Annotated in this window: 12 protein-coding genes; 10 read left to right on the forward strand and 2 right to left on the reverse strand. The window is 59.4% G+C overall.

Features of this window, described 5'->3' with window-relative positions; translation table 11 throughout:
* The first annotated feature begins 221 nt into the window (after nt 1-221).
* The 6 genes from E3E12_RS02455 to E3E12_RS02480 all read left to right on the forward strand — a co-directional run bounded on the left by E3E12_RS02455 (nt 222) and on the right by E3E12_RS02480 (nt 9,836).
* Entirely contained in the window at nt 222-1,217 is a 996-nt protein-coding gene (locus tag E3E12_RS02455) for a pseudouridine synthase (RefSeq protein WP_141444011.1), read from the forward strand.
* A complete protein-coding gene (locus E3E12_RS02460) occupies nt 1,217-1,918 on the forward strand; it encodes an RsmD family RNA methyltransferase (protein WP_141442912.1) in 702 nt (233 codons plus the stop codon). Before E3E12_RS02455 ends, E3E12_RS02460 begins: the two co-directional genes overlap by 1 nt.
* 124 nt (nt 1,919-2,042) lie before the next feature.
* Nucleotides 2,043-5,354: a DNA translocase FtsK gene (locus tag E3E12_RS02465; RefSeq protein WP_141442913.1), complete on the forward strand. Its 3,312-nt coding sequence runs from the start codon at nt 2,043-2,045 to the stop codon at nt 5,352-5,354.
* Nucleotides 5,344-6,147, forward strand: a complete 804-nt coding sequence (locus E3E12_RS02470) for an RluA family pseudouridine synthase (protein ID WP_141442914.1) — start codon at nt 5,344-5,346, stop codon at nt 6,145-6,147. Before E3E12_RS02465 ends, E3E12_RS02470 begins: the two co-directional genes overlap by 11 nt.
* Nucleotides 6,144-8,381, forward strand: coding sequence for a TerB N-terminal domain-containing protein (locus E3E12_RS02475; protein ID WP_141442915.1), 2,238 nt, complete (start codon nt 6,144-6,146; stop codon nt 8,379-8,381). The genes E3E12_RS02470 and E3E12_RS02475 overlap by 4 nt, the downstream gene beginning before the upstream one ends.
* Before the next feature lie 45 nt (nt 8,382-8,426).
* Nucleotides 8,427-9,836 carry an ATP-binding protein gene (locus E3E12_RS02480; RefSeq protein ID WP_141442916.1) on the forward strand — a complete coding sequence of 470 codons (1,410 nt, stop codon included), beginning with the start codon at nt 8,427-8,429 and terminating at the stop codon, nt 9,834-9,836.
* Nucleotides 9,837-9,901: 65 nt separating this feature from the next.
* Here the strand turns inward: E3E12_RS02480 and E3E12_RS02485 are convergent, their stop codons facing one another.
* Nucleotides 9,902-10,138 carry a LysR substrate-binding domain-containing protein gene (locus tag E3E12_RS02485; protein WP_168194359.1) on the reverse strand — a complete coding sequence of 79 codons (237 nt, stop codon included), beginning with the start codon at nt 10,136-10,138 and terminating at the stop codon, nt 9,902-9,904.
* Complete coding sequence (locus E3E12_RS09120; protein ID WP_141442918.1) at nt 10,117-10,473, reverse strand: LysR family transcriptional regulator; 357 nt, start codon at nt 10,471-10,473, stop codon at nt 10,117-10,119. Before E3E12_RS09120 ends, E3E12_RS02485 begins: the two co-directional genes overlap by 22 nt.
* Nucleotides 10,474-10,714: 241 nt before the next feature.
* Between E3E12_RS09120 and E3E12_RS02495 the strand changes: the two genes are divergently transcribed.
* The 4 genes from E3E12_RS02495 to E3E12_RS02510 all read left to right on the forward strand — a co-directional run bounded on the left by E3E12_RS02495 (nt 10,715) and on the right by E3E12_RS02510 (nt 13,683).
* Nucleotides 10,715-11,845, forward strand: coding sequence for an alcohol dehydrogenase catalytic domain-containing protein (locus E3E12_RS02495; RefSeq protein WP_141444012.1), 1,131 nt, complete (start codon nt 10,715-10,717; stop codon nt 11,843-11,845).
* 5 nt (nt 11,846-11,850) lie between these two features.
* Nucleotides 11,851-12,744 (forward strand): S-formylglutathione hydrolase, encoded by an 894-nt coding sequence (fghA, locus tag E3E12_RS02500; protein ID WP_141444013.1) that lies wholly within the window; start codon nt 11,851-11,853, stop codon nt 12,742-12,744.
* On the forward strand, nt 12,741-13,322 hold the full coding sequence (gfa, locus tag E3E12_RS02505) for an S-(hydroxymethyl)glutathione synthase (RefSeq protein WP_141442919.1): 582 nt from the start codon (nt 12,741-12,743) through the stop codon (nt 13,320-13,322). The genes fghA and gfa overlap by 4 nt, the downstream gene beginning before the upstream one ends.
* Nucleotides 13,323-13,392: 70 nt before the next feature.
* Complete coding sequence (locus tag E3E12_RS02510) at nt 13,393-13,683, forward strand: MDR/zinc-dependent alcohol dehydrogenase-like family protein (RefSeq protein ID WP_141442920.1); 291 nt, start codon at nt 13,393-13,395, stop codon at nt 13,681-13,683.
* Nucleotides 13,684-13,976 lie beyond the last annotated feature (293 nt).

The following is a 13,976-nucleotide window of genomic DNA, read 5'->3' on the forward strand; positions in this document are numbered from 1 at the left end:
CGAAGGTTGGCTTGAAAGGTTCAACATGGGCTGCAGCGCTGGCAAGCGCCTCACGGCTGTTCATGAAGCTTGGAGGCTTTGAAAAAACTTGCCCTCCAACCTGGAGATGACGCATCCTCAGCGCCATGAGTGAACACGCCACCCCTAATGAGACCGCCAGCCAAATGGGGGAAAATACCCCCCCGCAGGGCACCCCCCCTGTTAAAGGCAACAACCTTGGCATGGCCGGGACCCATGAACGCGCTGAACCGCCCACTCATGGCGAACGCATAGCCAAGGCTTTGGCGCGCGCTGGTGTCGCCTCCCGGCGGGAGGCAGAACGCATGGTTGAGGAAGGGCGTGTTCACCTCAATGGGCAGCCTGTCACCCATCCAGCAACCTTGGTCGGCCCTGATGACCGCATGAGTGTGGATGGCAAGGCCGTGGCAGCACCTGACCGGCCACGACTTTGGCGCTATGCTAAGCCTGCCGGGTTGGTCACCACCCACCATGACCCTGAAAACCGCCCCACCGTTTTTGAAAACCTGCCCCCTGGCTTGCCGCGCGTCATCAGTGTAGGGCGGCTTGACCTCAATTCAGAAGGGTTACTGCTGCTGACCAATGATGGTGAATTGGCACGCGCCCTGGAAATGCCCTCACGCCATTGGCCGCGCCGCTACAGGGTGCGGGTTTACGGTTATGTCGACCCCAGAAAGCTTGAAAGCCTGGCCAAGGGCTGTGTGGTGGACGGTGTGCGCTACGGCCCCATAGAAGCCCGCCTTGAAACCAACCAGGACCTGAACCGCCAGGAACGCACTGGGGCGGCAAGCGACAATAACCAGAACAAGCCACGCCAGCCCATTCCACGCGCCTTTTCAGGCCGTTCAGGCAATAGTTGGCTGATCGTCACGCTGCATGAGGGCAAAAACCGTGAGATCCGCAAAGTCCTGGCTTCACTGGGGCTGCAAGTCAACCGTCTTGTCAGGCTATCTTATGGGCCTTTCCGCTTAGGTGCGCTCAGGCCATCAGAATTGGAGGAAGTGCCTGGCAAAGTGATTGCTGACGCTGTTGGTAAACACCTTCCTGGTTTGAAGGAGGCCATGAAGCACAAAAACCGCACCCACCAGGCAGGCACGTTAGGCAGTGCTGGGCAGGCTGCTGGTGGAACACGTGTGCCAGGCACCAACAAAGCACACAAAACGGCCCGGCGCCCTACCCCAAAAACGCGGCGCCGCTGATGGCTGCCCTCAAACTCGTGGGTGGCCTTTATGGGGGGCGTAAACTAGCCGCCCCCCCTAATGGAACGCGCCCCACTGCCCAGCGTACCAGGGAAGCGCTTTTCAACATGTTGGAGCACGCCCCCTGGTCGCCATGGGCAACAGGTGATGGCCTTGAAGGGGCCATTGTGCTGGATGGCTTTGCTGGCACAGGCGCGCTCGGCATAGAGGCCCTCTCACGCGGGGCAGATCATGCCACGTTCATGGATCAAGCCCCAGCGGCCTTTTCAGCCTTGAAAGCAAACAGCCATGCCTTAGACCTTGGTGAACGGGCACGCTTGCTGCGCATTGACGCCACACGCCCCCCACGCTGCACAACCAAGCCAGCTACCCTTGTTCTGCTTGATCCCCCTTACCTGAAGGGGCTTGTACCCAGGGCCCTCAAAGGCCTTGCGCGCCAAGGCTGGCTGGCGCCGGGCGCCTTGATTGTGGCTGAGACAGAAAACCTTCCGCCTACACCAGTCCCAGCATCAGACAGTGTACCAGGTGCAGAACGCCCCCCTCTCAAACGGGACAAGAATGGCCGCCTGATTGTGCCACCGCCGCCAGCGCTTCCTTCTGGCATCACGCCACTGTTGCAGCGTGCTTTTGGTGCTGCGCTGCTGACGATTTGGCGCCATGACCCCCTGCCCCCTCCTGAAGCTTCTGCGGGGCAAACGTAAAAATCCCTTTCCCCTTGTCCTATCAGGCCATAATGATGAATCCATCCAAACAGGTCTGATGGCAGGCGACAGCTGATAATCAACATCACCCAGGGCATAGCTGGGTTCAGGGGGGGAGGGGGTTTTGGCTGAACCAGTCGACCATGCTGAACACACATCACCATCTAGTTTAGGGCAACGCCCTGCCAGCCAACCCCAAAATGGTGGGGAGGGCGGTAATGCCTTTACCCGCTTAAAAAAACGGGTCCAGCAGAGCTTTGGAACCCATGGCACTCCAGCCCAGCCACCTGCTGGCGCAACGCCTGAAATCCTGGAACCCTCTTCAGGCCACACTGAAGGGGAACATTGGGTTGACCCCCCTAGCCTCCAAAACACCCCTACCACCCCGGCCCAACGCCCAGCGCTAGCAGCGCCTGTTCATGCTTTCCAGAAAATGGCCCCCCCAGCCCCTATGGCCCTGCCTTTGGGTGATGGTCGCCTGCTCAAGCGCAAACCCCTGGTTGTGCGGTTGTTCAGCGCCCTCACTTTACGTGTGGCAGGTTTCATTCTGGTTCTCATGGCCATAGGGCTTGGATTATGCCTATGGTCCTACAACCCACAAGACCCTTCCTTCAACACGGCCAATGGCGCTAAGGCCAGCAATCTATGTGGTTCGTTGGGCGCCACGGTGGCCGACAACCTTTACCAGTGGCTGGGGCTAGGAGCGTGGGTGGTTTTTGTGGCCCTCATCGCTTGGGGTTGGCAACTCATCAGGCGGGGCAGTTTGGCATGGCCTGTTGTGCGATTGCTGGCTATGGCGCTGTTGGCGCCAGTTGTGGCGCTGGGCTTCGGTTTGGTGGTGACAGTGCTGCCCCAAATGAATGTGGCCTGGCCTGCTGAATCAGGCCTGGGGGGGGCTGCAGGGCAGCGCATGGCGTCCAGTCTGCTTGACAGCACATGTGAATATCTTCTGCCCATGATGCCGGGCTGGCCCCATGTGTGTTCAGCGCTGGCAGCTTTGCTTTGGGGTGGGGTGGCAGTGATGGCCATTCTGCTTTTGGGACAGCTGACCTTAGGTCTTTCTGACCAGGAGCGGGCAGGTTTTTGGCATTTTCTATACTACGCGCGCACATGGCCAGCGCGGCTTTGGCGGCGTTTGCGCGGCCAAAAAGCCGCACTGGAGAAGGATTGGGCGCCACGGGGCGATTTCAGCTTCCGGTCTGGCTATGCGCGTTACTTCAGGCTGGGACGCCCTTTTCCAGGCCAAGCCTTGACTGAACCAGGCCAGGATGAACTTTGGGTATTGCCACCGCGCCACCAGCCCCCCGCCCCCCAGCCTTCAGCCCAGCAGAACGACAAGACGCTGGAGGAAATCCACGACAATCCCTATGCCCGGCGTTTAGCAGCTATTCAACGCACAGGGCCACGCGCCACGCGCCCTGTCGCACCACTGCCCCCGTCCACGGCCCCCAACAACTTTAACCCTTATTGGGATGAGGAAGACTACCACACCCCTGAAACCCTCACGCCTTTCCTTCCCGAAGACAATGACCCTGCTGGCCAGGCACCAACACAGATTCCCCCTCACAAGGGTGCCTCCAAGGAAGCGCCAGGAGTGGCTGGGGCCAACCATGCCATTCCTACATTGAAAAATCGTTTCCTGAACCTGGTCAGGTTGGGCACGCAGGAGGCCCCACCCCCCACCAGTGATCACGCCAGCAGGCAGGATGGTCACTCCTCCGCACTTTATGACCATAACGGGCCTGAAAGGCCCCCTAACCAACAGGCGCAGCCTAACCGTGAGGGCGCAGTCACGGGCCAAGCTGAAACTAGCCGCACCAACACGCTTTCCCCCCAGGCCAGCGTCAGTGCGCCTTTTGCCACTAAAACGGCTCAACCCGTTTTCCCCACTATCAAAGCCCAACCGGGTGAATGGGCCCCACCAAGCTTAAAGTTGCTCAACCCTCCCCAGCCGCGCCAAAGCGCACCCATGTCTGAGCAGGAATTAGAAAGCAATGCGCACCTGCTGGAAAAAGTGCTTGGGGATTACGGCGTACGGGGACGCATCACAGGCTTCAAGACGGGACCTGTGGTGACACTTTACACGTTGGACCTTGCGCCAGGGGTCCGCTCTGCCCGCGTCATCAACCTTGCTGATGACCTGGCGCATTCGCTCGATGTGTTGAGTGTGCGCATGGCCGCAGTGCCTGGCAGCAACACCATCAACATTGAGGTACCTAACGCCACGCGTGAAACAGTGCCTTTCCGGCCTCTTTTGCAAACGGCTGAATGGCAGGCCGCCTGCCATGGGCCTGGCCGCGCTAAGGCTGCCCTCAAGCTAGCGCTGGGGGTGGACGCCACAGGGCAGCCCGTTTACGCCGACTTGGCGCGTATGCCACATCTGCTGCTGGCTGGTAGGACCAGCAGCGGTAAAACCGTTGGCCTTACCACCATGATTCTCAGCCTTCTGTTCAGGCTTAGCCCTGAAGAATGCCGTTTCATCATGATTGATCCGAAGCTTTACGAACTTTCCACCTATGACGGCATTCCCCATTTGATGACGCCGGTGCTTTCTGAAACCGCCAAAGCCGTCAACGCCCTGAAATGGGCAGTCCATGAGATGGACAGGCGCTACCGCCTGATGGCAGACCACCAGGTGCGCAGCATCGCAGGCTACAATGCGCGCATTAAAAACCTGCGTGCCAGCGGCGAGAACCCCACGCGCCGTGTTCAGACAGGCTTCGACCCTGAGACAGGCCGCCCCACCTTCGAGGAGCAGCGCCTGCCGCTTGAGCACCTGCCCTACATCGTCATCGTCATTGACGAGTTGGCTGACCTAATGGCATCAGCCAGCCATGAGATGGAGGAATGCCTGCAGCGCTTGGCTCAGAAGGCCCGCACCTCTGGCATTCACCTCATCATGGCAACCCAGCGCCCCAACATTGACGTGATCACCAACGCCATCAAGGACAACTTCCCCACCCGCATCAGTTTCCAGGTCAACAATAAGTTTGACAGCCGCGCCATCCTGGGTGACCAAGGTGCAGAGCAGCTTTTGGGGCGTGGTGACATGCTGTTCATGCGCCATGGCACACCACCCGTTCGCATCCATGCGCCCTTCATCGCCAATGAGGAGGTGGAGCGCGTCATCAATGACCTGCGTGCTAAGGGTCAGCCCCTTTACAATGCTGACGTGTCATCCACCCCTGAAGAGGGGCAGGAAAGCCAGCCGCCTGCGGCCACTCCCCCTGACAGGGACCAACAAGACCTGTTGGCACGCGCCATCGAGGTGGTACGCCAGGAAGGGCGCGCCTCCACCAGTTACATTCAGCGTCGCCTGGGCATTGGCTACAATCAAGCGGCCAGCTTGGTCAGTCAGCTGGAAAAGCAGGGCGTCATTGGGCCAGCTGACCATGTTGGCAAACGCGAGATCCGCAGGCTGCCAAATGACAACTGAACAGCGCCCCGCCCCCGCGCTAGGCCCCAGCCTTTTCAAACCAGGCCAGGCATTGCCAATTCTGGTGGAGGACAGGCAGTTCGCCATCATCAACAAGCCGCCAGGCCTGGCTGCCCACCCAGGGCGCACCACCAGTGATAGCGTGGAGGAACGCCTCTCCCCCCAGAAACGTGGTGGCCCTTGGTTGGCCCACAGATTGGACAGCGACACCTCAGGCTGCCTGCTGATTGCCAAACGCAAAACCGCCCTTTTGGCTGCGCAGCAAGCCTTCGCGCGCACCACAGTCCACTCCAGTGGAAGCCAGGTTAGTAAAACATACTGGGCAGTGACCGATGGCATTCCAGAGGGTCCAGAAGGTGTTTTGAACCATGCTATCAAGCGTGTGGCGCTTGGACGGCACTGGTGGATGGCCCCTTGCCAGCCCCACGATGAAGGTGCCTTGGAGGCCCGCACGTCATGGCGCCTGATGGGCTATGACCATTCCAGTCACACTGCCTTGTTGCAGCTTGAACTGCACACGGGGCGCACCCACCAAGCGCGCTTAGCGTGCCTGACCTTGGGGTGCCCCATCAAAGGGGATGGGGTGTATGGGATCCAAGGGGTGCTTGGCACTTGGGAAAAAGGGCAGGCAAGGGCGCAGCCCACACTGCAGGGCGGTATGATGCTTCACGCGCGCAGCCTGGAACTGACCTTGCCAAGTCTGGAAAAATCTTTACTGGCTGTGGCTCCCTTGCCTCCTGCCATGGCTAGGCACGTTCAAGCCATGGCGCCTGTTCCAGGCACAGGCACATGAACGGGCCCAAGGTTCTTTCTAACCCTTATCCCGTCTGGTTCGGAGCTGGGGAGGAGGTCAGCATTGCTGGGCGGCACCTAGCTGGCGGCATGGTGCACATTGCCCATACCGTCAGTGCATCCACACCCCATGCGGCTGCCGTGATTAACACAGCCTTGCCCATCGCACCGCCGGCGCAAACACAAAAGCCAGAGGGAACCCCTCCCCCACCTGTGGGCTATTGGCCTGACTGGCGCCAGCTTACCCCCTACCAACGCGGCGCTTGGCTGGATTGGCTGGCTGGTGGGCGCAGTGACCCTAAAGCTGACATTGGGCATGTTTTCCTGTTTTTCTGTGGCTTGGAGCGGCGCCTTCTGCTGGGTACGCCCTCCTTGGCCGAATGCCAAGCGCTGTGCGCTGAGGTGCGGCGCCTCCAAGCCCTTTATGGCAGCCATGGCGCCTTCATGCGCTACGCCAACGCTTTGCTTGGAGTTGTCGCTTACAGCAGGGGGCCGCAAGCTGTTCTTGGACCAAGTTCCTCATTGCCATTGGAAAGTGCCCTTGCGCGTGCGCCAGATGGACTGCCGGGCGCTGGGATGGCTTTGAATGTGGAGGAAGCCTTGGAAGCCCTTCATGCCCACCCCAGCTTCAGGCAAAAGCTTTGGGTGCTGGGCGCGCAAAACAGCCTACCAAGCCAGCTGTTCAGAAATAGCTTTGAACAGGTTTTCGCCTCTGAGGCAGGCAAGCTTCATCGTCTTCCCGCACTGCCTGGCCATGACCAGAGAGGGCGGGATATCCTTTACAAAGGCGCAACGCGCGGGCTGTTGCTTACCCTCACTCCTCACAAAGCTGGGGCTACCATGTCCCCCCCTGCAGATTGGACTGTACTTTTGCAATGGGGCGAACGGGCGCTTGCACCCCTCCACCCTGTCGTGCGCTCCCTGCGCCCCCACACCAAAGGTGGCGCGCTGGCCACAGGCGCCAGCCTTGAACTTCTCAACCTTTTGACAGGGTGCATTTCCCCAGAGCTGCGCCAAGAAATCGGCAGGGTTCCCTTGGAATGGCTGCAGAACGTGCGCCAAAAAACTATGGCGCCTTGTGTTGAACCCCTTTCCCTGCCCCTGGCTGAACTAGGGCGCCATGTCTTGAGCACAAGAGACCAAGGCAAAGGGGAGGGCGCATCGGGCCAGCGCTTCGCCAAGCGCCACCGCCAACGCTTGGAAACCACCCTTTTGAAACACGGTCTGTTGATGGTACCTGACTTCCATGAGCACCCTGCGCCTTTGAAGGGGGCTGAGATAGTCTACCTGTACCAGGGCGCAGATGGCCCAATCCCCCTTTCGCCCCTTCTGCGGGCTGGGTTGATGACGTGGGGATTTTTCCACCCCCAGCAGGGATTGCCGACCAACCTAGAAATCACCAAGACCCAGGCTATTCTGGCACATTTTAGCCCCCCGTTGCCCCCAGCCGCCTTCAAGGCTTGGCTGGCCTGGTGGCAGACTCACCCACCTTCATGGCCAAAGCTGCTGAAAACCTGCCTTGAGGCGCCTCCTCTTGACGCCACCGCACTCAGTGAGGCGGCCTTGCAAGCGGCATTGTTTGCAAGCACCCCAGGGGAGAGTCTTTCCCCAACGGTTTTGCGCAAACTTGAAGCGCTTCATGAACGTTTGGGTGTTCCCCAAACCGTTATGTGGTCGCGCCTTCATGAATTGAGCTGCAACCAAAGTGCTGGCGCCCCCAAACCCATCACCATCACCATGGAAGGGCCGCAACGCTCTTGCCCACCCTCCTCCTTGTCAGGGAAAGCTGTGCCCCTGCCCGCTCCTGATGGAGCTTGCCCCTTGCCTACGCCAAGCCACATTAAAAGCAGCGCAGAACAGCTAACAGCCATTCGGCAGGAGACTGCCCGTGCCACTGCCATGTTGGAAGGGGTTTTTACGGAAGGAGTGGACAACCCACCCAACACCTTGCTTGAAGTGGGGGCAGCCAGCGGGAAAGGGGAACGGGTTCCCGCAGTGTTGGAAGGGCTAGACGGCCCTCATGCCGCCATGGCCATGGGGCTTCTGGAGAAGTCGCTTTGGCCCTCTGAGGCCCTGGCCCAATTAGCCTCCACATGGGGGTTGCTAGCTGACGGCGCGCTGGAGACCATCAATGAATGGGCGTGGGACAAGCACGGCATGGCCTTGCTTGAAGAACATGCTACCTTGCCAGGCTGTTACGAACTCAACCCCGACATCCACCTGCCAACAAACTGACCATGGCCATCCAGGCCCCATGCGCCAGCAGGGAAGCGTACCTTCATGATTGCAGCACCCCCCACCACCCAGGCTCCCAAAATCCGCCAGCGTGAACGTGACGCCACTTTGCAGGCCCTACGTGCTGGCGTCACCCCTGGTAGTGGCATACGCCACGTCCAAGTAGGACGTGCGCGCGAGGTGGCTGAAGTCATCAAGGATGTTGAGCGCATCGCAGATGGTGGCGCCGCTGCCCGTTTCATCATTGGTGATTACGGTTCAGGTAAAACCTTTTTCCTAGGCTTGGCCCGCGCCATCGCTGCTGAGAAAGGTATGGTGGTTATGAAGGCCGACCTTTCGCCTGAGCGCCGCCTCCATGCTGCGCGCGGCAAGGGGGTAGCACGTCTGCTGTGCGCTGACCTTGTAGCTTCCATGGCAACGCGCACCAAGCCAGATGGCGGCGCGTTGGCCGCCGTCATTGAACGCTTCCTGACGCTGGCCCGCAAGGAGGCCCTGGCCGATGGCAAGCCAGCTTCCGATGTCATCAGGGCCAAACTTGAGAGCGTTCTCGAAGGGGTGGCGGGTTTTGATTTCGCTACTGTTATCACCCGCTACGATGAAGCGCTTGAGCAGGGTGATGAGGCCCTCAAGACTGCCTGCCTGCGCTGGCTGCGTGCTGAATACCCCCTGCGTTCAGAAGCGCGGCAGGAACTGGGGGTGCGTTCCATTGTTGATGACGACACCGTTTACGACCACCTCAAAGCCATGGCGCGCCTGGTGCGCCTGGCCGGTTATGCAGGTACCGTCATCATGCTGGATGAAATGGTCAACCTGCACCAGATCATCCACAGCCAAGCGCGCAAATCCAACTATGAACAGCTTCTGCGCATCATCAACGACACGCTGCAAGGTAATGCCCCGCACCTGGGCTTCTATTTTGGGGGCACGCCTGAATTCCTGCTAGACCCACGCCGGGGCCTCTATTCCTATGAAGCGTTGCGGTCACGTTTGGCGGAGAACAACTTCGCCCGTGATGGTCTGGTGGATCTGAGCGGCCCCGTCATGCATCTGCCTAGCTTGACGCCCGCTGAGCTGCACGTGTTGCTTGAAAGACTGCGCCTGCTTTGGGCCTGCGGTGATGAAACCAAGCTTCCCCTACCAGATGAAGCCCTAGAGGCCTTCTTGCAGCATTGTTCAGAACGGGTGGGGGAAGCGTATTTCCGCACGCCACGCAACACCGTGACGTCATTCCTCAACCTGCTGGCGGTGCTGGAGCAGAACCCACAGGCCACGTGGCAAAGCTTGCTGGCTACAACAGCCTTCCCTGATGCTGGTAGCGCTGACCACCATGCCACTGCCAAGGCCGCACCCCCACCAGCGCAGACTGCGCCCCTGCCGCAAGTTAGCATCAGTCAGCCAGGCAACAACGCTCAGCCCTCCGATCCTGACGGGCTGGAGCATTTCACCATTTTCTAACGGCCAGCCGCTTGACGTGCGGCCCTGCCAGCTTCGGATGCCCATTATGGGACCAAGAGCGCCTGTCAATTAGGCAGTCCCTCTTCAGCCTTCAACCGTTGGACCAATTCCGTGCGCAGCAATTCAATCACACCACGCACACAAGGGCTGGGGGTATGGGGCGGCCGCACAATCCAAACAAGCTCCGGCTGGGGTGCGCAATGGTCGAGGACACGCACCAGCCTGCCCTCCTCCAAAGCGCCCTCCACCCAGAAAACCGGCATCTGAACAATGCCAAAGCCTACAAGGATAGCACCACGCAATGATCGCCCAAGCCTGTAGGGGCCGTGATGCGCACCAGCCCCCTGAAAGGCGTGAGCATGAACTTGCGAGCCATGACGTTGTCGCATTCCTGAACAAGCCTGGCAAATTGGTTCAAAAGCGCTGTGTCTTTGTGGGTGATGGAAAAATGGCGCGAGGTGCGGTGAAAGAGCCGGATTTGTAGCTTTTTCTCCAATCGCCCCACCGCCCGGCTGATACTAGGAGGTGAAGACGTGCAGCTGGCGTGCCGCGACTGCGAATAACCCGGTCTCGGCCACAACCGCTGTCTCCTCAATGCCGTCCCAGCGATTTTGCAGGCCACCCATGTTGCATTCATCCCTTAGATGACGGTTCCCCGTTGCACCCGGAAACGCCCCATTATGCCGATGTAACCTGGGACAACCATGGTTTGTGGCCTTTCCGCTGTCCTATGCGGCAACAGTGAATTGTTGCGATCGGCCTTATCGTTCAAGCCGCACTGGCGCATGATGGGTCCAGCTTGATAGCAAGCCCCAGCTCTGCAAGCAGTGCACAGGGCCGGGGGAACCAAAATCCGTAAGGAGGCCGCATTAATGGTGATGGACGTACGGGCAGCCATAGCCCTTGAACCTGGAAAGCCCTTGATTGTCGACACTGTCCAGCTGGAGGAACCCCACCCCGGCGAAGTGCTGATCGAGATATTCTCAACAGGCATCTGCCACACGGATGCTTATACCCTTTCTGGCAAGGACCCTGAGGGGAAGTTCCCCGTCATCCTGGGTCATGAGGGGGCCGGCATCGTCAGGCAGGTTGGCGAAGGCGTGACCAGCGTTAAGCCCGGCGACCATGTTATTCCGGTGTACATCCCTGAATGCCGCCAGTGTGTGATGTGCCTCTCAGGCAAAACCAATTTGTGCATCGCCATCCGCAAAACGCAGGGCGAAGGGCTGATGCCAGACGGCACAACGCGCTTTTCCTACAAGGGCAAGCCCGTTTTCACCTATATGGGTTGCTCCACCTTCGCCAACTACACGGTGGTGCCTGAAATCGCCGTGGCTAAAATCAACGATGACGCCCCATTCTCCTCAGTTTGCTATGTGGGCTGCGGCGTAACCACGGGTGTTGGCTCGGCCATGTGGGGTGCCAAGGTGGAACCGAACTCCACCGTTGTCGTCACGGGGCTTGGTGGCGTTGGTCTCAACGTCATCCAGGGTTGCCGCATGATGGGGGCGCGCAAAATCATTGGCGTTGATATCAACCCAGCCAAAGCTGAGATGGCGCGCCGCTTCGGCATGACGGACTTCGTCAACCCGAAGGAGATCGACAATGGCAACCTGGATGCGCTGCGCGACCACCTCATCAAGATGTGCGGCGGCTGGGGCGCCGACTACACTTTTGAATGCACAGGCAACACCCAATTGATGGACTGTATGCTTGAAACCGCCCACCGTGGCTGGGGCCTGGCGTGCGTCATCGGGGTGGCAGCCGCTGGCGAGAAAATCGGTGTGCGCCCCTTCCAGCTCATCACGGGGCGCCGTTGGATTGGCACGGCCTTTGGCCATGCGCGCGGTCGCACGGACACCCCGAAGATCGTTGACATGTACATGAATGGCCAAATTGATGTGGATAGCCTCATCACGGCGCGCATTCCACTTTCTGAGATCAACGAGGCCTTCGAAATGATGAAGCGTGGCGAAGGCATTCGCACCGTTGTGGATTATTCGCTGTGAAGCCGGTGCCAGCCATCACCACCAAGGAATACCACAAATGCTGTGGCGGTGAGGTGCGGCGCGCCACCTTCACTTCACAAACCTTGGGGGGGGAGGCAGCGTTTTCGCTTTTCCTGCCTAAGCAGGCGTTAGCGGGGCGGAACGTGCCGGTTATCTACGTTCTGGCAGGCCTAACCTGCACAGAGGAGACCTTTCTCATCAAAGCCAACGCTGTGCGCCACGCCGCCCAGCATGGGCTAGCACTGGTGTGCTCTGACACCTCGCCGCGTGGCGCTGGCGTGCCGACCATTACGGATGAATGGGACATTGGGCCGGGCGCTGGCTACTACGTCAACGCGACAGCGGCGCCATGGCAGGCACGTTACCGGATGTGGGATTTCGTGCGCAGCGAACTTCCCACCACTGTGGAAAACGCCTTCCCCCTGGATGGCGCGCGGCGTGGCGTCATGGGCCACTCCATGGGGGGTATGGGCGCGTTGGCGTTGGCGCTGCGCGAACCTGGCCTTTACCAGTCAGCTTCGATGTTCGCACCCATCTGTAACCCCTCAGCCGTGCCTTGGGGGGAGAAGGCAACCCAGCTTTACTTTGGTGGCGACAGCCATCTGTGGGATGCTTACGACCCTTGCCGCCTCTTGGCTTCTGGCCATGAGTTCCCTGGCGGCTTCCTGGTGGACCAGGGGCTGGACGACCCATTTCTGAAAAGCCAGCTGCACCCAGATGCCCTGGAAAACGCGGCGCGCAAGGCCGGCCAGGCGCTCAAATTGCGGCGCCATGAGGGTTACGACCACTCCTACTGGTTCGTACAATCCTTCATTGCCGAGCACATACGTCACCACGCTGAACAATTGAACCATACCCAAGTGAACCATACCCAAGCCCCAAGGGAGACAACACCATGACGTTCAATCTCAACCCTCTCATCAACCACGGCGTGCGCAAAGGCCAGGCCGGCTTTCAAGGGAGCACGCTGAAATGCCTCTGCCCCCACGATAAGGTGGAAGTGCAGGTCAAAGGCAATGTGGCCCACAACCATGCCTGTGGTTGCACCAAGTGCTGGAAGCCTGAAGGCGCCTTGTTTTCCATTGTTGGCGTTGTGCCGCGCGACAATGACGCTGTCACAGCCCATGCCGACAAGCTCCATGTCGTTGATGAGAAGGCGACCATCCGCCGCCATGCCTGCCGTGAATGCGGCGCCTACATGTTCGGCCGCATTGAAACCCATGACCACCCCTTCTACGGACTGGATTTCATCCATGTTGGCCTCTCCGATGACCAAGGTTGGGAAGAGCCGCGCTTTGCCGCCTTCGTTTCCTCCGTCATTGAAGGCGGCCTGGCTGCCCCCGATGACATGGGCGCCATCAGGAAACAGCTGCAAGCGCTTGGCCTTCCCACCTATGACTGCCTCAACCCACCTCTGATGGACGCCATCGCCACCTGGCAGGCCAGGAAGAAAGGCACCCTCAAAACCGAGGGCTGACCACTGCCACTTCCCTTCCTTGCCGGTTCCTTTCAATGTGGTCTGTGGCTTTAGCTACAACTGCAAATCCATGCGCACGGACGTTTGCCAGAACATCAACGGCGATGTTGTCCAGCACATGGATTGCGGCGCCTATAGCTTTAATCTAGAGCGTGTCGGCCAATTGCAGAACAGTGCCAGCGGTTGGGGCCGGTGGCAGGGCGATTACCTCTTTGATCCTTATGCTGACTTCAACCTGCCAAAGTCACCAGATCGCCGCCAGGTCCTGACCAACATTCCTAACCTGACTCTGCTTTCCGACATTCTGCCAACGGCCTTCCATGGCTTTGCCTCCCCGAATGGCCGGCCCAGCCTTCATTGAGACTCTCAATCTCTCAAATGGCTCCCCCCTTATCGACTATGTGTACGGCAGGGTTTCTAAGTAACCTGTCCGATGAGGTAGACCTCCGGCCAAGCGGTAGCGCCTGATGAGGGGGCAGCACTGCCGTTATTTGCGTGGCTGTCCAAAAAATGATGCAAAGCCAGCTCCTCTGAAGGGGCCTTTAAGTACGTTATGCGCACAGAAAAGCCCCTCTCCCAATTGGAGGGGGGCTTTTTCTGTCTGCGTCATCATGGTGGGTAACGCTTTTGGGAGCGTCACCCGTTTTGCCTCCT

The sequence above is a fragment of the Formicincola oecophyllae genome, assembly GCF_006542395.2.
Taxonomy (GTDB): Bacteria; Pseudomonadota; Alphaproteobacteria; order Acetobacterales; family Acetobacteraceae; genus Formicincola; species Formicincola oecophyllae.